The organism is Planctomycetaceae bacterium (assembly GCA_041398785.1).
Taxonomy (GTDB): Bacteria; Planctomycetota; Planctomycetia; order Planctomycetales; family Planctomycetaceae; genus JAWKUA01.
Window position 1 is genome coordinate 54,554 of sequence record JAWKUA010000026.1, and the last position, 22,392, is coordinate 76,945.

Annotated in this window: 18 protein-coding genes and 1 tRNA gene; 7 read left to right on the forward strand and 12 right to left on the reverse strand. The window is 58.5% G+C overall.

All coding sequences use genetic code 11. The features are described from left to right. Positions 1-623 precede the first annotated feature (623 nt). Positions 624-1,208, forward strand: coding sequence for a hypothetical protein (locus R3C19_23305; protein MEZ6063286.1), 585 nt, complete (start codon positions 624-626; stop codon positions 1,206-1,208). A 2-nt stretch (positions 1,209-1,210) separates the two neighbouring features. Here R3C19_23305 and R3C19_23310 read toward each other — a convergent pair whose 3' ends face one another. Together R3C19_23310 and R3C19_23315 are read right to left on the reverse strand one after the other, a co-directional pair. Then, on the reverse strand, positions 1,211-2,089 hold the full coding sequence (locus R3C19_23310) for a bestrophin family protein (protein ID MEZ6063287.1): 879 nt from the start codon (positions 2,087-2,089) through the stop codon (positions 1,211-1,213). Between the two features lie 248 nt (positions 2,090-2,337). Beyond that, positions 2,338-2,532 (reverse strand): hypothetical protein, encoded by a 195-nt coding sequence (locus R3C19_23315; GenBank protein MEZ6063288.1) that lies wholly within the window; start codon positions 2,530-2,532, stop codon positions 2,338-2,340. 106 nt (positions 2,533-2,638) lie between these two features. Between R3C19_23315 and R3C19_23320 the strand changes: the two genes are divergently transcribed. After that, positions 2,639-2,711: transfer RNA gene (locus R3C19_23320), tRNA-Lys, on the forward strand. 472 nt (positions 2,712-3,183) lie between these two features. Here the strand turns inward: R3C19_23320 and R3C19_23325 are convergent. From R3C19_23325 to R3C19_23335, 3 genes are all read right to left on the reverse strand, one after another. Further along, a complete protein-coding gene (locus R3C19_23325) occupies positions 3,184-3,330 on the reverse strand; it encodes a hypothetical protein (protein MEZ6063289.1) in 147 nt (48 codons plus the stop codon). A 126-nt stretch (positions 3,331-3,456) separates the two neighbouring features. Further along, positions 3,457-3,615 carry a hypothetical protein gene (locus R3C19_23330; protein ID MEZ6063290.1) on the reverse strand — a complete coding sequence of 53 codons (159 nt, stop codon included), beginning with the start codon at positions 3,613-3,615 and terminating at the stop codon, positions 3,457-3,459. A 1,474-nt stretch (positions 3,616-5,089) separates the two neighbouring features. Beyond that, complete coding sequence (locus tag R3C19_23335; protein MEZ6063291.1) at positions 5,090-5,287, reverse strand: hypothetical protein; 198 nt, start codon at positions 5,285-5,287, stop codon at positions 5,090-5,092. Positions 5,288-5,371: 84 nt separating this feature from the next. On the opposite strand from R3C19_23335, the gene R3C19_23340 reads away from it, so the two are divergent. Together R3C19_23340 and R3C19_23345 are read left to right on the forward strand one after the other, a co-directional pair. Continuing rightward, positions 5,372-5,524 carry a hypothetical protein gene (locus tag R3C19_23340; protein MEZ6063292.1) on the forward strand — a complete coding sequence of 51 codons (153 nt, stop codon included), beginning with the start codon at positions 5,372-5,374 and terminating at the stop codon, positions 5,522-5,524. A 714-nt stretch (positions 5,525-6,238) separates the two neighbouring features. Beyond that, positions 6,239-6,607 carry a DUF3987 domain-containing protein gene (locus R3C19_23345; GenBank protein ID MEZ6063293.1) on the forward strand — a complete coding sequence of 123 codons (369 nt, stop codon included), beginning with the start codon at positions 6,239-6,241 and terminating at the stop codon, positions 6,605-6,607. A 96-nt stretch (positions 6,608-6,703) separates the two neighbouring features. Here the strand turns inward: R3C19_23345 and R3C19_23350 are convergent, their stop codons facing one another. The 4 genes from R3C19_23350 to R3C19_23365 all read right to left on the reverse strand — a co-directional run bounded on the left by R3C19_23350 (position 6,704) and on the right by R3C19_23365 (position 13,363). Beyond that, positions 6,704-9,136 carry a 4Fe-4S binding protein gene (locus tag R3C19_23350; protein ID MEZ6063294.1) on the reverse strand — a complete coding sequence of 811 codons (2,433 nt, stop codon included), beginning with the start codon at positions 9,134-9,136 and terminating at the stop codon, positions 6,704-6,706. Then, a complete protein-coding gene (locus tag R3C19_23355; GenBank protein ID MEZ6063295.1) occupies positions 9,133-10,434 on the reverse strand; it encodes an FMN-binding protein in 1,302 nt (433 codons plus the stop codon). The genes R3C19_23350 and R3C19_23355 overlap by 4 nt, the downstream gene beginning before the upstream one ends. A 259-nt stretch (positions 10,435-10,693) precedes the next feature. Then, positions 10,694-12,478, reverse strand: coding sequence for a response regulator (locus R3C19_23360; GenBank protein MEZ6063296.1), 1,785 nt, complete (start codon positions 12,476-12,478; stop codon positions 10,694-10,696). 375 nt (positions 12,479-12,853) lie between these two features. Continuing rightward, on the reverse strand, positions 12,854-13,363 hold the full coding sequence (locus tag R3C19_23365; GenBank protein MEZ6063297.1) for an N-acetyltransferase family protein: 510 nt from the start codon (positions 13,361-13,363) through the stop codon (positions 12,854-12,856). A 634-nt stretch (positions 13,364-13,997) separates the two neighbouring features. Here R3C19_23365 and R3C19_23370 point away from each other — a divergent pair. Next, positions 13,998-15,971 (forward strand): redoxin domain-containing protein, encoded by a 1,974-nt coding sequence (locus tag R3C19_23370; protein ID MEZ6063298.1) that lies wholly within the window; start codon positions 13,998-14,000, stop codon positions 15,969-15,971. Between the two features lie 266 nt (positions 15,972-16,237). Next, positions 16,238-17,227: a quinolinate synthase NadA gene (gene nadA, locus R3C19_23375; protein MEZ6063299.1), complete on the forward strand. Its 990-nt coding sequence runs from the start codon at positions 16,238-16,240 to the stop codon at positions 17,225-17,227. A gap of 207 nt (positions 17,228-17,434) precedes the next feature. Here the strand turns inward: nadA and R3C19_23380 are convergent, their stop codons facing one another. After that, positions 17,435-18,046, reverse strand: a complete 612-nt coding sequence (locus R3C19_23380) for a peptidylprolyl isomerase (protein ID MEZ6063300.1) — start codon at positions 18,044-18,046, stop codon at positions 17,435-17,437. A gap of 92 nt (positions 18,047-18,138) precedes the next feature. Here R3C19_23380 and R3C19_23385 point away from each other — a divergent pair, with 92 nt between their 5' ends. Further along, on the forward strand, positions 18,139-20,229 hold the full coding sequence (locus tag R3C19_23385) for a hypothetical protein (protein MEZ6063301.1): 2,091 nt from the start codon (positions 18,139-18,141) through the stop codon (positions 20,227-20,229). A gap of 157 nt (positions 20,230-20,386) precedes the next feature. Here the strand turns inward: R3C19_23385 and R3C19_23390 are convergent, their stop codons facing one another. Both R3C19_23390 and R3C19_23395 read right to left on the reverse strand, forming a co-directional pair. Then, the gene (locus R3C19_23390; GenBank protein ID MEZ6063302.1) at positions 20,387-20,824 is read right to left on the reverse strand and encodes a DUF2780 domain-containing protein; all 438 of its coding nucleotides are present in this window, start codon (positions 20,822-20,824) and stop codon (positions 20,387-20,389) included. 569 nt (positions 20,825-21,393) lie between these two features. Next, positions 21,394-22,014, reverse strand: coding sequence for an N-acetyltransferase (locus R3C19_23395; GenBank protein MEZ6063303.1), 621 nt, complete (start codon positions 22,012-22,014; stop codon positions 21,394-21,396). Positions 22,015-22,392 lie beyond the last annotated feature (378 nt).

Below are 22,392 nucleotides of genomic sequence, written 5' to 3' on the forward strand. Positions count from 1 at the left end.
AAACCGGCAGTCTCGGCAACGAAGCGACCCGGCCTCACGATGATCGACGGTGGCCGGTGAGCAGCGATTTCCTCGCTCCGACCGCGTCCAGCCGTCCGACGCGGGAAGTCGAGGATCCTCCTGAAAACGTTAGCAACGCCGTCTGTGCATTGGTCGTTTCCTGTGTCAACAGCCGCCTGATCGCCCGTCCTGTCGAACGAGTCCGAGCGCCCGGAAACCGCCGAACTTGAAGGGCGGAATCGTATCGTTGCCGATTTTTTGGGAAAAGGGCGATTCTGAGTGAATTTGCAAAACCCGTGCCTTTACCGACTTTGGGATTGGATGCACTCATCGGTTGCGACCGCTATCATGCCGCCGTCGCGAGCTCCCGGCGCACCATTTTCGGCACATCCGGGTGCTACGCATCCGCGGTGCCAGGCGGCACGCGAAAGCTGCCGCGGTCAACGACTGACGCGGCTTCGTTCCCCGAAATGTCCGTCCGCAATCCCCCACACCGTCGGAAAGGCTGTGTCCCCCGGACAGGCTTCGTCGACGCCGCCTTCCCGGCCAGCGACATTCCCAAGTTCTTCCGTAAACCTGCGTTTCACAATTCACCGTTTAGGCTTTATTCCATTGAGGACGCCATGAAGGGACTGTTGATTCCGATCGCCTTTGCACTGGGGACTGCGATTTGCTGGGGTCTGTACGGTCCGACGCTGACCAAAGCCAGAGCTCCCGCCGGTGAATGGAGCCCGTTCAAACCGTACGTGTTTATCGGTGTCGCCTATCTGGCCTGGGCAATCGGCGGCGGTCTCGTGGCGATGAAACTCAAGGGCGACAGTTTCAGCTACGGCGGCGCTTCGTTTCCGGCGATGAACTGGGGGTTCTGGGCCGGCACGCTGGGAGCTCTGGGTGCTCTCTCGCTGACCAATGCGGTGATTGCCAGCAAGGGCAACACGGCTCTGGTGATGCCGATCGTGTTCGGAGGAGCCGTGACGGTCAATGGCATCTATGCCTGGCTGAAGCTGAAGGATCTGGTCGACGTGAACCCCGCCCTGTGGGTCGGGATGGCTCTGGTGACCGTTGGAATCGTCCTGGTCGCCATGTTCACGCCTCACGGCGTCCCGGCCCGCAAGCCCGCGGAAGCTGCTGAGCACGTCTCCACCGACCCCACAGACTCGCAGCCGTCGAGCAACGCCGATCGACCGGGGGACGGATCCAGCGCCTGAACCTACGCGACCACGTCCTGCGCCTTTCTGGCCAGCCGGCGGTCGAACACCTCCTGAACCGTCACTTCGATCGTCCGGCACAGACCTTCCAGATCAAGGTCGTCTTCGTCGTACCCAAATGGCTCTTCCACGTGTTCTGCGACGATTTCCAGACCGAGCATGAAGTAGGCCACGATCACCGTCAGCGGAATCGTCCACCAACGGAAGCTGTCCACGATTCCCCACGGAAACGTCGCCAGATACAGGAAAACACACTGCCGCGCGAACAGCTTGTACGACCGAACGACCTGAGTTTTCCGGATGCGTTCACAGCCGCCGCAGATGTCCAGAAACCGGCGAGCCTCCTCGTCAAGCACGCGCAGTTCGTCGCCGTCAATCGAACCGTTGGTCTTCCAGCTCGAAAATTCCTCGTACATCCGCGTGATCAGATACGACGGAACGTGGCTCGGCCGGTCCGTGCAGTTTTCAAACCCCGGCAGCTTCTGCAGCAGCGATTCCTCGCGAAGGTGATCCTTCAGGCCGTAGGCAAACGCGACAATGTCGACGCGAAACCGGTTCATTTCGTCGTCGCTCGCCCGCACCAGGTCGGCCACTTTGATCGCAAGGTTGCGGCTGACATTGACCAGCGATCCCCAAAGCTGCCTGGCCTCCCACCAGCGACCGTACGACGAATTCGTCCGGAAGACCAGCAGCCATCCGAGCACGATTGTCAGAGCCGCGTGCAGATCCGACGGCAGGTCCGCAAACGTCGTCGATTTCGGGTGAGATTCCTTCAGCACCGGAATCAGGGCGTACGCTCCGATCAACAGCGCATAAACGGTCACACGCCACAATGTGCGGCCGATAGTCATTTCACGGACACGGATCGGTGCTGCCGTCATGGAACTTGACTCGTATCGCCTTTGCGTTTCCGTCGTTCACTCTGCACCGCGCTCGAAAGCGACGGTTCCGCGAACGATCCATGATTCCGACCGAACTCGATGCCCGGTTCAGCATGACGCCAACCTGGCCCCCAGCCGGAATCAGTCAACCCGCGCCGGGAACTGGTTCCCACGACCAGTGACATGCACGCCGCAGGAAGCGCGAAGGAGTCTATCGTGGAGACACGCTGATACGAAACGCGACGTCCTCACGGCACGAATTCTGACAACAAACCTGTAACACACCCGGAAGGCGGCGTGAACCGGCAGCCATCAAGCCCCACGTCAATGATGCGCATGATCGGTGCGAAGTCGCGGATGGAAGGGCCGGGGCATTCGGAGAAATTTCCAAAGCCGAAGTCGGCTGTGGTGTGGAAAAAGTCGAAAATCGCGATATCGTTCATCGACCGTGATTGTCGGAACTTCCTGAATCCTGAACGCGTGAATCAGCGCCGTTGCCCCAGTGACGACCGTTCACTTCCGATTCAGAAGCCCGAAATGTCAACACAGGCTCCTATAGCTCAATTGGCAGAGCAACTGACTCTTAATCAGTAGGTTCTAGGTTCGATTCCTAGTGGGAGCATTTCACAAATCTTTCTGCTTCAACACGTTACGCCTCTGCTGCCCGGCAGGGGCGTTGTTCGTTTCGGGCTCCTGTTAGCCGTACTGTTAGCAAGTCACCGGGAATGACGGTCGACGAATTCATTGAAAGCTGGCAACGCAGCGGCGGGGCTGAAATGGCCAACAGCCAGCCCTTCCTGATTGAGTTCTGCGACCTGCTTGGGCTCCCACGTGCGCAGCCGCGTCGGCAGGAATCTGAGCGGCGGTCAGTTAAGGGGGTTCATCGGTTTCAAGCACAGCATTCGGAATCCAGCATTTTCGTAATCCGTGACCAGACCATCGACGCAGGAATCCATCAGCCGCTGAGTTCCGGCGCAGCCAGTCCTCGGTCAGGTCCGGTCGGTCTTTCAGGACGCTGCGAATCCATTCGTCGTGAATCTGAGCCGTCCACTTTGCCCGGAAGAGTCCGGTCATGGCCAAGATCATCCAGCAGGTCACGCAGTGGTGCCGGATACAGCACGCGAATCGTACAACGCGGTGAACGCCGCCACGCTGTAGCCCAGTCCGAGTTCCTGAGCTTCCGCCGCTATTGATTCCAGAGCCTTCAGGCGTTCGTCATCCTGTCGACGTTTGAAGTCCATGACGTCCTCGCGAAATAGGACACGACGGTGCGAACCGACCAGACGCGCCCGGCAACTGACCGTCGTCAATCAGCTTGACCACATAGGGCCGCGAGACGTTCAGCAGGTCAGCGGACTGCTGAGTCGTCAGTTCAGCGTGAACGGGAATCGGCGTGACACCGTTTCCCGGTAACCCAACTGAACCATGATGTCCTTCAGCATCCGCAGCGCAGCCGTCGGGATGACGCAGTCTTCACCGTCAACGTGAACGGTACTTCTGCGGCTGGCGGCGCTCTTTGCCAGCAATGCGGACTAACTGCCGACTGGCTTCCGACACCATTGCGGGGTCGAATTCATCGGGTGACAGTGTTTCCGGGTGGTCGATGCGTTCAATCATTTCGGCCTCACTGCGACTGACGGGCGATACGAAATCCATGTGTGTAGCTATCGTACGCAAACAACAAACGAAACGAGTGAAATAACCGAAACAGCGTCTCACCCCAATCGCGTGCAATCCGTTAGAATCTGCCGCACCAGACCTAGGGTAGCTCCCGAAACGCGGACCCGAACCGCCCGGTCTGGTGCTTTCTGCGTTCGGGACGCGACCGTTTCGGGAGTCGAAGACGTGAAGTGATTTCGTTAGACATCGTTCAGGAGTATTACAGAGAACCAAAGACACTTGCGGCGAGCCTAGCGTGTCAGTGGCGTATTCGGTGTGGAGTATCGACACAATGATTACCCTCATCCAGTATGCACAAGAACGATGTGCTGAAGAACTCCGGAGTCTGGGTAAATCGGCCACAGGAATCAGGCGCAGTACGATTCCAAAGCGGCTCTGTGAAAGAGCTTCAAAGACTTACAGAATTTAAGCGTCGAGACTTACAGAATTTAAGAAAGTTACCGAACGGGCGTTCCTTTGAATTTCAGCCCCGATGAATCGGCGGCGAATCGGGAAGCGAACCTGGCGGAACTAAGAACGAAGCTTGACGATGCCTCGCTCGAAATGTATTCGGCGAAGCTGAACCTAGTTCGCGCCCGCAAGAGCCAAGAGCTCACGCAGAAGAAACACGAGGACGCGTGCAGAGCGATGTTGGAAGCGGGGGGCATCCCTGCGGACCTTTGGGACGATTTTCGACTTTCTGAAGACCAGACAGAATGTGCGATGGCTCTCGCTAAATTCGTGGACACTCATGTAGACGCAATCACGTATCCACAGGATGTTGGAATTGCGATTCCGTTCGATGCGTCAGTCGGTGAACGGTCTCGCATTCGCTGTTAAAGATATGCGGCTGGCGACATCAGCCCCAACGCATTTCACAGAAGTCTCTGAATGCGGCTCCCAATTCGTGAAAGCAGGGCTTCGAATCGGCAGATGGTTGTGGGCTAAATCACAGTCACAGGATCCGCTCGCCCCTCCGGCGCATGTTCACCGGGATCAGCATTGCAGTGCTGGATGAAGCCCCGCCGCGTCCTAAGGCTTTCGAAGAATCACTCTCTGAAAGCTACGCACGCGATTGCGAAGCTGAAGCGTGGGCGGCAGACAGGAAACTTGATTCTCCGCGTATTCGAACGCTTGGGAGAGTTTGATGGGTTCAGTAAGCGGTCGACTGCAACCGTGGCGAGTCGAGTGACAGAAGTTGTCGAGAAGCTGCGCCTGGCAGAAAGTTCCTAAAGCTCGGAGAACGGACGAAACATTGCACACGTTGAAATCCGTCGCATCGAAGGACATTTATTGTCATCTGCGAACGGAGACGCAATGCCGACCGCCAATGCTGAGACACTAGTCAGTCTCGAACACGCCCGCCATCATCTGATTCCCGGTCGGCCGGATGGAAGACCGGTCAACCCCTTCCATCGTCTGGCGCTTGGATCCGGCGGCTTGATAGGCATCGACGGCGAATGCATCAAGCTGCAGCCCGTCGATGTCGGCAGCCGTCATCACGTCAAACGCGATCGACGAATTCTTCCAGGCAGTCACGGCCACCAAAGCTGGAGCGCACCGCAGGGCCGCAGAGGTCGCCGCAGGTGTCTCCGACGACGAACTCGCCGCTGCGAGGCTGCAATGATGGAAGGCAGCCACGCACAAGTCATCGTCAGCGATATCAAAGCGCTCTGGCAGGTTGCTAGGCCAATTGCGGAGATCGCCCGCAACCTGCATTTGCCGGAGTCAATTATTCGCCACGTCATCGCAACCGGCACGCTGCCGGAATCCTAGCCGCGATGGAAATCGTCAGCGGATCCGCTGATAACCCGAAAGCAAGCCGTGACTCGCTGTGAGCCACGGCCGCATTCCGAAACCGCCGTCTGAGACTTTGACCGGTACGCAGACGGCCATTCACGAAAGGGACATTATGTCCACGAAGTACTGCAAACGGAATCCATCGCGAGGATTTCCGAGAAGACGGAAGGTTCCCACGCACGAAGTCTACCGGGAAGTCTGTCGTGAGATTCGTCACATTCTCAACTGTCAGGACACCGTCACCGCAGATGACGTGCATCGCAATCTGGAGATTCCCCCCGATGGAATGCCCCAGATTGCTCACGCCTTCCGAGGGGCTGCAGATGGCCGGTGAAATTGTTCTGGTGACGATCATCAGATCAACGCGCTACGGTCAGAACGGCAATCGAATTGGGGTGTGGCAAAGCGTAAAGCGCGAACCGAAGCGGGCCGGTGAATGGCCGGTCCCGCTTCTCTCAATCAAAGTTGACCGCGGCATGGTCAGCGGGCAGTACCAATCACCCTGTCAGAGGATGACAAACGCATGATACCGACACTCAGGACTCTATCCGGGTCGGAAAGCGTTCGCAGCATCATTCCCTCCCGTGATGTCGGTGAAACGTGCGTGAACACCGGCTTCACTGGCGGCTGACAAGAAAAGCAGTCCGCAATCACGACAACTGCAAGGCGTTCCATTTTCAGCCGGTCACGGTGAATGTCCTTCCCAAAGTCATTCGAGACCAGGTCCTCAGCCTTGCCCGTTCCATCGGTTGCGATCCGTCATGCGTGGTTCTGCCGGCACTCACAGTCTGTGCTGGCGTCATCGGGAACGCTCCCCGACTTCGAGTCAAACGAAGCTGGTTCGCCCCACCGATTATCAGTTCGGCTGCCATCGGTGAAATTGGCACTCAGAAATCACCGCCACTGTGCGCCGTCGTCAAACCGCTGAAGTCTCGGCAGCGAAAGCAAATTGCAGTGTATCGATCGGACATGGCCAAATACGAAGACGACCTGGCCGCGTACAAGCGTCGGTTGAAGGAATGGACCGAATCCGAGGAAGGCTGCCTCTGGTATTGCTGATGGGTCGCGTTTGGACAGATCCGGTTACGTGCGCGATCCGGTTTGCGGTTCGCAGGTGTCCCGCACGATCGATATGCCGGGCAGGCGGGAACTCCTTCAGTGCTGATCAGCTGATATTCCGAATGGATCGTCCGTGTCGATCACTGGTGAACTTCCAGAGGAGGCTGGTGCGATGCCTGAATCAGGAACGAAGTATTCCGTTTCAGAAGGCTGTTTCAGAACATCGGTTGCTGCTGCCTGTTCATCGATCCGCCGTTGCACGTAGGAACCGTGCATCAGGCGATCTTCGCGACCGTCGCCGGCCGCAATGATGATCGCAGAATCCGACAACAGCTTTCGTTCCCGGACATTGATGGCGTGGCAACGCGTTTGGCAGAGTCCGCAGCCAACACACCGGTCAGCCAGCACGACGGGAGCCTGGTAACCTGTGCCTTCGACAGGAGCGCCGTTTCTGTCGGTCTGAACGCCTACCTGCGTGAATTCAATCGCGTCGTACCCGGCGGCGTTACATTCCTGGACGCAAAGATCACAGGCTTCGCGACCGGCGAAAGGCAGGCACGTGGTTTCGTTGACAATCGCCAGGCCCATCCGAGCCGCTTTCTTTTCTTCCAGCGGAAGTGATCGAATTGCCCCGGTCGGACAAACCTGGCCGCAGGCGTTACAACTGGATTCGCAACCGGCCCAGTCGGCGACAACCATTGGTGACCAGAGTCCTTCCAGGCCCTGCTGGAATCCTTCCGGCTGCAGGACATTGTTCGGACACGCCTTGAAGCATTCCCCGCAACGAATGCACATTTGCAGGAACTGCTGCTCGGGTACGCTGCCGGGCGGACGAACGGGTCGGAACGCGGTGGCGGAGTGCAGGTTTGCGCCGAAAGTCTTCGTGATGCCGGCCAGACCAAGCCCACCGGCAACCGCCGCGGCGCTTCCTCCGGCAAGGGAAAGGAATCCTCGCCGGCCAAGAGCTGTTTCATTCGTGGACGGATCGTTTTCCGTTTTCAGTTCGACGAAATTCCATCGCTCGACAAATTTGATGGCTTCTGTCGGACAGACGCCGCCGCAGGATTCGCACATCGTGCAGTCCGTTGTGCGAGTCGTGTAGTCCGGCTTGATCGCGTCAAACGGGCAGATTTCGACGCATTTGTTGCAGTTGATGCACGACGATTCGACTTTCCGTTCCGTGAGACGAAACACGTTTGCCAGTGAAAACACGGCGCCGCTGGGACAGACGTATTTGCACCAGAACCTCGGACGCAGGAAACCGAGACACAGCACTGCGGCAAACAACACCAGTGAAATGAAATGTCCCGAATTCATCGATGGCACAAGATGCCAGCCACGCACCGAACCGTTCTGAATCGGATCGATGGCAAACAACATTCCTCGCGTGATCACCGGAATGGCCGCGAAGTAGCCGGAAACAAGCACTCCGAACACCGCGCAAATCAGCGTGCCGGCCAGCAGATAGTACTTGATGTGAACCCACCAGCCGCCGTCGGGAAACCGAAACCTGGCCACCCGCTTTCCAACAGCCCAGTCGAACAAATCGATCGTCGTTCCCAGCGGGCACAGGTAGCCACAGAAACCGCGCGGGACGAGCGCGCACACCAGGAGAATCGCGGCCGCGGAAACCAATGACCAGACCCAGCTGCGAGAAGCCACCGCCGTTGAAATGCTCACCAGCGGATCGATCAACAGAAAAAACTCGGCGGGAATGACTTCCTTGCGGGCAAGATTGTCGGCGTAATGCGAATGCCAGGCGGCGGGGTCGTCTGCATGAAGTGTCCAGGGACCATTGCTCGTAAAGAACGCATCGAAGGCCTCGGGAGTCAGTTCGTCATGCGGAATGAGGCGAATTGCGTGACCCGAGAAGCTGCCAACCTGGAACGAACCGGCACACATCTGCGGCCGGCCGGAACTGCCGGCGTCGACCGCAAAGAGGATGTCACCGGCGCGCACGCTTGTTTCTCCGGAGATTGTTCCGGCAAGCATGAGGTCGCCGGTCTGCTGATCAAATTCCTGAAACTCCCAGCCGGGAAATCTTGCCCCCGGCGATTTTGGACGGGCGTCGTACGGCCAGCAGACGACGAAGAACAGGACGAAAAAAGCCGCGAGACAGCCGGCCTGAACGACTCGTCGAAAAGGTGAAGCCAGCCATGAGATACCCATTCGTCGCAGCGTTCTGCGGATCAGGCCGCGGCGTTTTGTTGCCCGATCGGACTGCAGCGCAACTGGAATCAGTCTTCGCAGCAATCGGCCCGGCAGGGCATACGAAGCTGTTCGTCGCGTGGTAAGCCGTCGCAGGACCGGTCCATACCAGTCCAGTCGCAGAATGGCTGCGGATCGCCCCTGATCAAATGTCGTCAGGAACAACAGGACCGAGATCGCGAAGAGCACAACACCGAATGTCAGACTCAGCGCGGTGAACCAACGCAGCGGAAAAGGATTCAGCGGAGCATGCGCCAGCGCGGCCGCAAGAATCACCCCGGACATCGCAGCCATCGCAGCGGAGACGACTCGTCGTCTCATTTCGCACCCCTGGCCAGCGCGCGGGCCGTCGCGTTCACGATGGCCTGCGAGGTGATCGTGGCCCCGCTGGTGGCATCGACTCCGTGAATGCTCTGCAGACGGATGATCTGACTCGGCGTATCGGTCAGTGATGCGTAGTACTGTTTCTCCTGGTGAGCGGTGACTTCAAGCCGTTCGATCTTTCCGGCGGCGACTTTGACTTCGATTTCGAGGCGGCCGTTGTAGCCGATGCTGTCTCCGGAATACGTACCGTCCGCGACCTTCGTGACATCCGCCCTGTCGAACAGACGAATGGCGTCGATGCTGTCGCGGGCGCGTCCCTTCAGGCGGGTTTCATACTCTTCGTTGCGAAAGCTGTCGGACTCAATCACCTTCTGATAGTACGTCACGGCATCGTCAAGTCGTCCCGCCCGTCGAAGAGCGTCTCCGGCCAGCAGAAACGCATCGTAGCTGTTCGAGTAATTCTGAAAGCGATCAGCTAGTCTGACTGCTTCGTCGATCGCACCCATGTCGCCGTACAGTTTGATAGCCCCCATTGACAGCGACTGGCCGCGCAGCATGTCCATCGCCATCTGCTGATTGCCAAGTCGCCAGTAGCACTCGGCAAGGTGAATTCCGTCGGCGCGCGCGACGCTGGGACTCGCCTTTTCAAACCAGAACGCAGCGCGCGGATAGTCCTGCAGCAGCGTGAAGTACATCGATCCGAGCGTCCGCATGTCGCGCTGCAGGAGAACCGAATCGTCCCTGTGAAGAGTCAGGCAGTGATGCACAAGCTTGATGCCGGAATGCCAGCGACCGGGGTTCTCGTTAATAACCGACCAGATGTACTGACCCACGTTTTTCTGGCTTTCCCAGGTCTTCGTGGGCGGCTTCAGTGGCCAGGACAGGTCGAGAGTTTCGGGATATTCCAGTTTCGTCGCTTCGAACCAATCCGGAGGCGTGGCTCCGGCCGCGTCGATGATGGCACGCACTTCGTCGGCCGACCGCACCGGCAGACTGTCTTCGCGCGCTGCTGCAAGCGGTGTCAGCACGTGACGTTCCCCGTTAAGCGTGACGGCGTGGATCCTGCTGAACGAATACGTCCGCGTAAATGTTCGCCGGCCGATCGTCGATTCAAAGTCCAGCTCCCTGGCGTCCTTCCGGATCTGCTTTACCTGGCCACTCGCCCTGGACCCGTTCAGAAACTCGATCGTGTCCTGAGCCGCAGCGTCGCCACGACCAGGAATGAGAGCGACGATCGTCAGCACGGAGCCGATGAGAGCACCTCGACAGACCATTCGATATCGCGAATCAGACATTGGACAACTCCCGGTTCCGCTTTGGCCAGTCACGTCAGCTTGTTCGAATCGGAAGACCGTCCGTTTGGAACGCACAGCATCCGCAGCCACAATTCGGCTCATGCTTCAACGGTGTCAGTAGACGATCCGCATGTCGACTGTGGAGAATAAGCCGCCCTGCGACTGCGGCAAAGTCGTCGCGACAATTCTGAGCGTTATTCATCGATGCGAGTCAAAGCGGCCGATTCTGAACGTCGCCGACAATGCTGTGTGCTGTGCGTCAGTGAACTTCGGTCGGGACTGGCGGACGTGACGGCACGTTTGTGGACGCGGCATTGAAGCCGCCCTCGCGGGTCTTTCGGTTCAGCACCATTTCGATCGAGGATCGGAGGGTTTCGCTGCGGAACGGCTTTTCCAGACGGCCTTCGAAGATTTCAAAGATCTCGGGGTTGTGCGTTTCATTGACCAATCCGCTGCACAGAATCACGGGAATGCGGACGCCGTTCCTGCGAAGTTCACGTGTGACCTGGACGCCATTTCGCTGCGGCATCACGTAGTCCATCAGGATGACGTCAAACTTTCGGTCGCATTGCAGCAATTCCATCGCTGCCGCGCCGTCTTCGACGCCTGTGACGTCAAACTGCATCCCGGTCAGCAGCTGTTTCAATGACCGGCGAACCAGGTCGTCATCATCAACAATCAGAATCCGACGCTCCGTCGCGCGCCCGGCCGGCTCGCTGACGAATGCAGTTTCTTCGGGCTCGCTCTTTTCCGGCGCGACCGCCGGCAGAAGCACTGTGATCGTTGTCTCGGCGTCGCGTGAGCTGTGAACGTGAATCGTCCCGCCGTGAGTTCGCACGATGCCCAGGACGACCGCCAGTCCGAAACCATGACCGGACGGCTTCGTCGTAAAGTACGGATCAAACATGAGCGCAAGCGTTTCGTCGTCAATTCCGCATCCGTCGTCGTTAACGTTAATCGCCACGTAACGGCCGTCGGTCAGAGGTCTGCCGGCCGTGCTTCCAGCCTGTTCTTCGGATTCGTCAGACACAATCCGTTCGCAGATCGATACCGACACGTTGCCACCGACAGGCTGCGTGGCATCGGCTGCATTGGCGACGAGATTCATCAGCACCTGCCGGATCTGACCGGCATTGGCCATGACCGTCAGCGGGACCTTTGAATGGCATTCAAATCGCAGACTAACGTTCTCCCTGACCGACGCCTTCAGCAGTGCCTGCAGATCGTTGGCCAGCGAGCCCACGTCGACAATTTCACGCCGGACGGGCGACTTTCCGCAATAGAGCAGCATCTGGCCACAGATGTCGGCGGCGTTGGATGCGGCCTTTGTGATCTGTGTGGCGGTTTCCTGAATAGCCGGCTCGGCGGACGTGGCCTGAATCACCTCGGCGAAGGTATTGATCGCCTGCAGCACATTGTTGAAGTCATGCGCTACGCCGCCGGCCATCAGTCCCAGGCTTTCGTTCTTCTGTGCCTCGACCAGCCGGGCTTCAGATTCCCGGCGCAGTTTCCTTTCCGCAGTCAGCGACGCGTAGACGTGGCGCGCTGACAGCCGAACAACGACAGCACATGTCGGTGCCGTCACGAACAGATGCATCAGGTCTCGCCCGGAACCTTCCAAACCACTGAAGTGCTGTCCCGCCACCCAGACAGCAGCACCGAAGAATACTGAGCCGAGAAATACTGCCGTCGAAAAATACAGCAGACCCGTTGTCACGATCAGACAGGTGATTCCCGCCGGAGATTCCGCCGCGGGCGCCAACACCAGCGGCCACACATGCAGCAGAAACGTCGGGATGATCGCACACGTGACCACAAGATCGAGCTGAGCCGGCGTTCGCACGAACCGCAGCCGATGTCGGAGAATCAAGAACAGAACCGCCAGAGCTGCGTCGGCGGCGGCCATTTGCCTGCCGACATTTCCGCCATACGCGAACAGCTCTGTTCCCGACGAGAACAGGGCAGCGTACGCTCCCAGTTGTAACGCCAGCTCATTGAATCGATAGGCAGGATGGTCCTTCAGGGAATTCGGTTCGGCTTGCATCAGTCCAGTACCTCCCCTTTGCAGTTGTCGGGCCAGGTGTCTCGACAGGAAGTCTCCTGCCGGAAGATAGTGTCCGAATCCATTCAGACGACGAGTCATCGTTTCAACGGATTCCCTTTGAGGTGCCCTGCCATCGATGACACCGGTCACTCCCGACAGCAGGCTGATTCAGATCTCCATGTTCCTGATGACGTGCAGGAGAGTCGCACGCACGGTTTGATGCCCTATGTCAAGACGGCGGTCGAGCTCTTCTTCGATCAGGCAATTGCAGTCGCGGAGCAACTGTCGCGTCGTCCAGGAGTCATGTTTCAGGAGTCCGTCCAGCAGGTCCATTGCGAAATGTCCTCACCGTCATTTCCGGACAGAAATGTCGCGTCAGTCGAGCATGATCTGAAGCAAGTGCACGTCCAGATGCCGGCCGAATTTGTGGCCGACCTCCTTCATGGTGCCGACGCGCGTAAAGCCGAGCGATTCATTCAGATGAAGGCTGGCCTCGCTGCCTTCCGCCACCCTGGCAAGCAGTGTATGAAATCCGAGCTTCCTGGCTTCATCGATTGTCGCCTGCTTCAGGAGGCGACCAATTCCGCGACCTCGGTATTCCTCCCTGACGTAGAATGATGTCTCGGCTGTTCCGTTGTAGGCAGGACGTTCGGACCACTTCGAGAGGGAACCCCAGCCGACAATCTCTCGTCGATATTCCGCGACGAAAATCGGATGAGTCGGCCCGTGACTGAGGAGCCACGACTTGCGTTCTTCGACGGACTGCGGCTCCGTGTCAAATGTTGAAGTCGTTGTCAGGATCGCTTCGTTGTAGATCTCCGTAATGGCCTCGGCATCCCCCGGTACAGCATACCGGATGCGAATCTGCGCAGTGTCGAATGTCATTGTGAACACCTGCCATCGCTGTTTCGAATCCATTTCGGTTGCACCGGATTATAGCTGGAACGCTCATGATCCGGTCGACTGAATGCCCCCGATTGAACAGTTCACGAAATTACTGCCCGTTACCGCGTTCCTGATCGTGTTGTGTGACTGGGCGGTCGGCAGTTTCGTCGGACCGTTTGTCGTTCGGCGATCAGCACCGGAACGGAACTCTGTGACAAATGCGCTGCAGTGTGCGACTCCGGCAACTCCGGGGTAGTTGGCAGAAGTCTTGCTCTCGCGGTGGCCGCCGCGTCGGGCGCAGTTTGGCCCACGCGGACTCGCAAGTGACTCGAACGACAGGTCAGGATTTGACATCTCCTCGATATCCAAAGCGATGCTGAATCATCGCACTCCAACAATGCCTCGATTTCGGACTCGCGCGGACTGTTCATCGTGATTCCGGCTTTTCGACGCGCGATGCAATCTGAAAACAGATTTCCGGCGGATCGATGAATCGCGTGAATAGTCGCGGCAAATGTCGGTTGTCCGTGTACGATTCGCTTTCAGTCCCGCATTCGTTCGCTGGCGCTGAACGGCAGCGTCGGGGAAGTTTCCAGGGTGATTTGCGTCAACCAGCGTTTTGAGTCAACCAGCCATGTCGTTCATTCGAAGAACCGTTCTTGTGTGTCTCGCCGCAGCGTCGCCGCAAATGTGTCTGGCGGAGGAATCGCCCGGGGAGAATTCACTTGTGATTGACTGTTCGGCCGTCAACGGCGAACACGTGACGGTCGCTTCCGGCGAATCGATGGCCACGGTTGTCTGTTTTCTGGGCACCGAATGTCCACTGGCAAAACTCTATGGGCCGCGGCTTTCGGAACTGGCTGAGGAATTTTCCGGGCAGAATGTTCGCGTCGTGGGAGTGATGAGCAACCGGCAGGATTCGATCGACGATATCCGCCGCTATGTCGAACTGCAGGCGATCTCGTTTCCGGTGATTCACGACGACGGCAACCTGGTGGCGAATCGGTACAACGCCACGCGCACCCCGGAGGTCTTTCTGCTCGATCGCATGCTGAACGTGCGGTACCACGGACGTGTGGACGATCAGTACGAACCGGGAATCACGCGGTCGGCTCCGGAACGCCGAGACCTGCGAATCGCCATCCAGGAAGTGCTGGCGAACAAGCCGGTCAGCGTGGCGAGAACGTCAGCGCCGGGATGTCTGATCGGCAAGTTCCGGCCTGCGGACAGCCGCGACATCGTCGAAAACAACATCACGTATTCGCAGCACGTCAGTCGAGTCCTGCAGAGGCACTGCGTGGAATGCCACCGTCCCGGAGAAATCGGTCCGTTCGCGATGGACAGCTTTGAGGAAGTGGTCGGCTGGGCAGACACGATGCTGGAAACCATCGAAGACGGCCGCATGCCTCCCTGGAGCGCGGACCCGGACGTCGGCCGGTTTTCGAACGCTCGCCTGATGCCCGAATCGGACCGGCAGATCATGCGAGACTGGATTGCCGGAGGACTTAAGCGCGGTGATGAATCGCAACTGCCGCCGCCGGTAACGCCGGCTTCGCAATGGCAGTTGACTCGCAAGCCGGACGTTGTCATTCCCATGCGCGATGTTCCGTTCCGCGTTCCTGCGCAGGGCACCGTGGAGTACCAGTACTTTGTCGTCGACCCGAACTTTGAAGAAGACCAGTGGATCGCCGGGGCTCAGATCATTCCCGGCAACCGGGGCGTCGTTCACCACGCAATCGCCTTCATTCGGCCGCCGGACGGAATCAGGATGCGCGGCATCGGCTGGCTGACGGCGTACGTTCCGGGGCAGCGTCTGGTCGATCTGCCGCAGGGATATGCCCGCAGAGTTCCCGCCGGTTCGAAGATCGTGTTTCAGATGCACTACACAACCAACGGACGAACGCAGGAGGACGTGACTCAGATCGGGCTCGTCTTCGCCGATCCGCGCGATGTGACGCATGAGATGATCACGCTGATCGGCATCAATCAGGAATTCGAAATTCCGCCGCATGCTTCGGACCACGAAGCCACGGGCGACATCAACGGGTTTTTGAAATCCGGACGGCTGATGTCGATCGCTCCGCACATGCACTACCGGGGACGATCGTTTCAGGTGTTCGCGGACCGTGCGGATCGAACGGAAACGCTGCTCAGCGTTCCGCGGTACGATTTCAACTGGCAGCATTCCTACGAACTCGCGGAGCCGCTGGGTCTGGCGGAAATCGACCGCCTGCATTTTTCGGCGACGTTCGACAATTCCGAGGCCAATCCGTTCAACCCGAATCCCGAAGAATGGGTGACGTGGGGCGATCAGTCGTGGGAAGAAATGGCGGTCGTCTTTCTGGAAGTCGCGGAACCACGTTTGCTAACGTCCGATGATTCCGGTTCGTCTTCGTCGGCAAATGCTGCTGCTTCGGAACGCGAAAAGAAGGTCGCGAAATTCGTCAGCGATTTCTTCCGCGACCTGGACAGTAACGGCGACGGAATCGTGCAGCGCTCGGAGATGCCCGTTGCCGTCCGTCAGTTTTCGCGCTGGCGCTGGGATCGTGACGGAGACCAGCAGGTCACGCCCGACGAAGTCCGTGCGGTTGCCGAAGAACGGTTCTGAACGCCATCAGCCAACCTGCGTCACAGTTCCGATTTGCGGAAGAATTGCAAACGCGGCGCCGTCCATGCAAGTCGGCCACGCATGAGCAATCACGGGACGAGTCGTCCGCATTCCTTGAATCGCTGAATCCGGATTGCACCGCGCGAGTCCAGCGCGCGGAGGTGAGTCGGTGCGTGTGACGCCGTTCTTCGGATCGCCTACAATTTCGGCCACAATTCACCAATCATCGGAGTCGCCTGCGATTCCGCCTTCGGAAAGCCGCTTAGATGTCACTGCCCATTGTCGTTGACGCTCCGGATGACTACGAAGATCCGCTTGATCTGATGGACGAGATCGAAGTGCTGAAAAAAGAACGAGACGCCACGATTCTGGCGCATTTCTATGTCGACGGTGACATTCAGGACATCGCGGACTTTACGGGCGACAGTCTGAAGCTGGCTCGCGATGCGACGAAAGTCACGACGTCGACAATCGTGTTTTCGGGAGTCCACTTCATGGGCGAATCCGCGAAAATCATGAATCCGGAAAAGACCGTGCTGATCCCCGACATGCTCGCCGGGTGTTCGCTGGCGGAAAGCTGCCCCGCAGAGCAACTCGATGCCTTTCAGCAGCAGTTGAGAGAATCGGGACGGAAGTTTGAAACGGTGGCGTACATCAACACGTCAGCCGCCGTCAAAAGCCTGTGCGACTGGATCGTCACCAGCGGCAACGCTCGCGAAATCATCGATCGCGTCCCCGCCGACCACGAGATTCTGTTTGTGCCCGATCAGCATCTGGGCCGCTATCTGATGGAAGTCACCGGGAGAAAAATGATCCTGTGGCCGGGATCGTGCATGGTTCACGAAATCTTCAGCATTCAGGATCTGATCCGAGCCAAACGGAATAATCCCGGCAGCAAAGTGATCGCGCATCCGGAATGTCCGCAGAACATTCTGGAACTGACCGATTTTGTCGGCGGCACGGAAAAGATGCGGCAACACGTGATGTCGGTCAGTGAACCGACGACGTTTCTGGTGGCGACGGAATCCGCGATGATTCACGCGTTCGAAAAATCGGCGCCGCAGCACACGTTTATTCCTGTGCCGGGAATCATGACGTCCACAGGCGAAACGTGTGCCTGCAACCGCTGCCCGCACATGGCTCGCAACACGCTGCAGAAAGTCCGCGACTGCCTGCGGGACGGCAAGCCGGAAATCATCTGGCAGGACTACTTCGACAAAGCACGAGCCGTGCTGGACAGAAGCCTGCTGTCGTGACGTTCGACGTCCACAGATTGCACTGATTTCGCAGATTGGCAGCGCGGAGGGAGATCCGGGGCGGCGTGATACTTCGCTTGCCGGATCAGCCCACGACCACCTTCTGATTCAGGCGTGCCTGGTCGATTCGACCGCACTTTGTGTCATCCAGACAAACCGTGGACGAACTCCGACGTCGCAGGCGCCGTGATCACAGGTGCCGGGGTGTTACTCTTCCACGATCTTTGCCGACTTGATGAAGTCCAGTCTCGGGAACTTTGCATTCAAATACCTGTTGCCCTGTTTTTGAATCAACCCCTGATCCGGCTGTTCGCGGTACTCGGCATTGATCTTGTCGACCACTTCCATACCTTCAATCACACGACCGAACGGCGCAAAGCCGGTGTTGTCAAGAAACGAATTGTCCTTGAAGTTGATGAACAACTGAGTCGTGCGGGAATTGGGAGCATTCGTCTTGGCGAAAGTGATGAAGCCGCGCTGATTGGAGGCAACGACTGGATCGTCCTTGATCGACTTGTCGCGCCAGTCCTTTTGCACGGCCGGATCACCGTTGATTCCGAACTGAACCATGAAGTTCGGCACGACTCGAAAGAACCGGGCTTCGTTGAAAAAACCCTGCTTTACCAGTTCATGAAAGCGGTCCGCTCCGATGGGAGCCCACTTGCGCTGGACTTCGACGGTGAAGTTACCCTGGCTGGTTTCGAACAGCACCTTAAACGTTTCGGGAGCTTTGTCGCCGGAGTCCTGAGCGATGGCTGGTTCGGCGGCGATGATCGAAAATGTCAGTAATGCGGCGATCGGGAAGTAACGAAGTGACATCAAAGGTCTCCTGTTCGATAGATTTCATCCGTGGTGACGCGAAAACTCGCGGGCAGTATAAAGGCGGCACCGTCATTTTCCAGAGGCAAACAATGATCCACGTCACTCGTCGCGCTTTGGAACGCAGCCTGGTCACGAATCGGAGCTGGTGCGACGGCGCTGCGGTCGGCATGCGTCGACTTCGAACACTGGCGGCAGTGCTGCTGGCGTTCGCATCAACCTGTGTCCACGCGGGCTCCGGGGACATCACGATTCGCACGGAACACCTGCAATATCCCGGCGAAGGTGCCTTTCAAACGGTCGACGACTGCGTGACGTTTGCGACCGGAGGCGCGTCCGGCGATCAGCAAGAAGCCATCGCTCTGTACAACTGGCTGCTGACACACCAGTGGCACCTGATGTCACCGCAGGAATGGTGTGTGCCCGGACGAATCCCCGACACCGCGGAAACTCGCGACTACGAATCAATCGTCTTCGACGCCAACCGCGCGAGGTTCTCCTACGGCTATGGCCTGTGCGGAACGGTTCACGCATGGAATGAACCGTACTGGAAGGCGCTCGGCATGAACGCTCGCCGCCGGGCGTTTCCCGGTCACGTCAACAGTGAAGTCCTCTACGGCGGAACCTGGCACGCGTTTGATACCGACATGGCCGGCCTGTTGTTTCGCCGGGACGGTATCGTCGCCGGCTATGACGACATCATTCGAGACCCGTCACTTATCGACAGTGTGAAGCCGCCGTATCCGCATTATCCGTTTGCGTGGCCGTCGGATTCTCAGGTGATGAAGGACGGCTGGAAGCAGGTGGCTGCCGGAGGCGACTGGTACCGCATGTACAACAGCGGCTACGCGGCTCACCCCGCCATTGTCCATCTGCGAAAGGGAGAAACGTTCACGCGGTGGTTTGACCGAGACCACTTCGGCGGCCGGTCGAAACGCCGTTTCTGGCATCACCAGCCGGGAGGCCCGTTTCGTAACTGGTCGTTCTTCGATAACGGCGAACCGTTCCACGATGGTGCGAAACACAATGCCCGATCCGACGTCAGTTACTGCAACGGTGAGTTCATCTACGTTCCGGACCTGAGCACCGATGCGTACCGGGAAGGCGTTGCGTCGTCGTCGCAGAATCTGTCGCACGGCTCGACGTCGCCCCTGCTGCACAGCGAAGACGGGCAGCAGGCACGCGTGACGTTTCGGCACTTTTCACCCTACGTCATTTGCGGTGATCCTGTTGACGACGCCAATCCCATGTCGGGAGCCGCGACCGACGGCCTGGTGCTGGAAGCGAAAGTCGCGGGCAAGGTCAGCGTGGAAGTCTCCGCCAACGAAGGTCAGTCGTGGACGCAGGTGGAAGCCGCTGACAACGATGGTTCGACGTTTCGCTTCGATCTGACGGAACACGTCAAGGGCCGCTACGGATGGCAGATTCAATTTCGTTTCGAAGGCGCGTCGGGCATCGATTCGCTGAAATTCACCACGACGACTCAGGTTTGCCAGGCGATTTTCCCGCAACTGACGGAAGGAGGCTGCGACGTCACCTGCCGAATCACGGACCGTTCGGTGGTCGCGGTGCTGCCGGATTTCGGGCTGCCGGAAGCGAATGTGTCCCACTATGAAGAGGTGTCGCTGCGTTCGGCCAACGTCATCTATCAGCCTCGCGTCAACGACAATCGCCTGGCCTATCAAACGACGAATAACAAGTCCGGCGAAGTCGTCTTTCGAGTGACGTCACCGAAGCCGCTGCTGGAAGTCAGAGCCGCCGTCAGATACCAGCTTCGAGTACCGCCGGAACCTGACTGCGACTATCACATGGACATTTCCACTGACAACGGAACTCACTGGCGCCGTTTCGCGATTGCCGAAATTCCTGCCGACAATGAGTTTTCCAGTGGCTGGCTGTCAGGACGATCCGCCGTGTCGTCAGCCGATTGTCACGAAGCGCTGGTGCGAGTTCACTTCGACGGCGGCGGCCATCGCACTGGTCTGATGGACGCTCAGTTGTACGGAATTCATCGAATCGGAAACCGTTCCGCGTGTGTCGTTGAGTTCGGCTGGACAGACGACGGAGGCCCGCAGACACACGTAGAACGAATTGCCGCCGATCGGGCACAATCGCAAATTCACGTGCCGACAAGTTCAGACAGTATCCGGAATGAGTTCGTCCGCATCTCAGTTTCCGACTGACCGACCGGATTCCGATTCGTGAACGAGACACGTCGTCGTAACAGACCCGGCATTCGCGACACGGTTCACAGCGATTGCCATGAGTTCCTCGACTCACCCGTGCGACGCGCGGTCCCCGCAGCGCGCCGCACAGGAAAGGTCGCGAGTTGCCGGCGTATTATTTGCCGCCGGAAATCAGGCCCGGCAGTTTGGCGGCCAGCTTCGAGAACATGTCGTCGCCCAGCTTCTCTTTGAGGAAGTTGACCAGCAGCGACAGAAACCCGGAGGCTTTATCGAGTCCGATGCCGGAGTCTCCGATCGCTTTGGTAATTCCGGCGACTCCGCCGGCATTGCCGCCAAGCAGACTTCCCGCCATCGATGTCAGTGACCCCATGAGTCCTCCGCCACCGCCCGATTTTCCTCCACCCGACTGAGCTTCGTTCAGCAGTGCATCGGCTCCCGGCAGCTTTTTCAGCACGGAACTGAACGTCGAATCATCCAACTGGCCCTTGATCACGTTCAGGATGCCACCGGTCGCCGACCGGCTCTGGCCTTCGTCAATTCCAAGTTGTTTGGTGACCAGGGAAATGAATTCTTCCACAACAGCTTCTCCCATCAGGACGGTTGAGATTTGAAAGGTGCGACAGGAACGACCTGCGCATCAGGCACGCGGCATGTCGACGAACGAAACCGACACTCGACGGCGTGACGCCGCACATTGTTACGGACGGCTGTGCCGGTGTTAGCCTTGTTCGTCGAAGTTACCTAAGGCAGCGTTGATTTGCCACCTGGTCAGATCGTAGATTCATGTCGTCAGTTGTTCAACCGGCGCCTTCCCGCAGCGGGCGGTGCGGACTCTGCCAGGGCCATTCGGCGGGGTGGAAGTCAGCTGCTTTGTTGATTTGTCGACGGACCGCCGACACGACGCGAACTCGGGGCTATCTGGGATGATTTACGCGTGTCTGTGCGACGCTGCCCTGAAACCAACGCTGCCCTGAAACCGGCGACGGCACGCGAAGGGACCGGAGTTCCGTCGTCACACGCGCATTTCGCCGCTTCGAGATGACTGCCGTTTCCGGGACGCGTTGAGTCAGGATTCGCTGATCGCGCGATTCATCCGGGATCGCCAGCGGCTGTCGGTTTGTGGCGTCGATCGCCGAAGTCGACCGAGCAGCGGCACCGGATTCAGACCGATTCCTGCGACGCCGACAGTTCTGAATCCTGGCGGCCCGGCATTCGTTCTGATCCGCGGACGACTCCACCGCCTTCCGCATTGCGATACAGAACGCGAGTCACACGGAATCCCAGCGAACGATACAGCTTTACGGCCGGGCGATTTACGGCGGTGACTTCCAGAGCTCCGCGGCACAAGCCCGTGTCTCGAAACGCATGCAGCGACTTCAGCACAATCGCCCGTCCGAGCCCGAAGCCGCGGTGTTCCGGAATGATGCCGACATTTTGAATCGCTCCGACGCGGCCGGATCGTTCAATCCCCTGAATTGTTCCGCAATCATCGGCGGGCCAGTCGGGTTCCGGCTGGAACACGACCATCCAGGTGGCGACGGGACAGAAACTGGCCTGCTTGCTGATTTCGGCCATCAATCGGCGGCATCCCGCCAGTTGGCTGAGGCACGAGAACACCGAACCGTCGAGATCTCTGCGGAATGCTCGCCACTTGATGCGAGCGTGCCGTTCCGCCAGCAGCGGATGCCAGCGAACGAAGTGATACCCGTCCGGCAGCGTCGGCGGAGCCAGCGTTGCTGACCGCAAATCAATTTCCATGCGATAGCGTTTGAACTGGTTCAATGCCGAATTCTCCGGAGGCTGTCCATCGCTGAGCCACGCCGGATTCTATCGCCCGCACTCGCCGAATCTGCGCCGCTTCGTCGTTCGTGCCGGGAATTTCGCTGGAATTTCCGAGACTGCCGGACCGAGGAATTCGGCCCGGCTTTCGACGCAAAGTTGGTTTCGATTCGGCGCCATCGTGCCGCGACGCCCTGATTCATTCCGCGGCACTGCGTTTGAACTTGGTAGCCGCCGGGCGGTTCCAGGCGGGGGAAACCGCGAACGAGATCACATCTCCGCAATTGTTGCATCAGTTGGACGCAAAGCCGCAGTCTCGCGTACGATACCGGCCCGGTCATCTGATGCCTCACTGCAACCTTTCCCCTCACTGTTGATGCT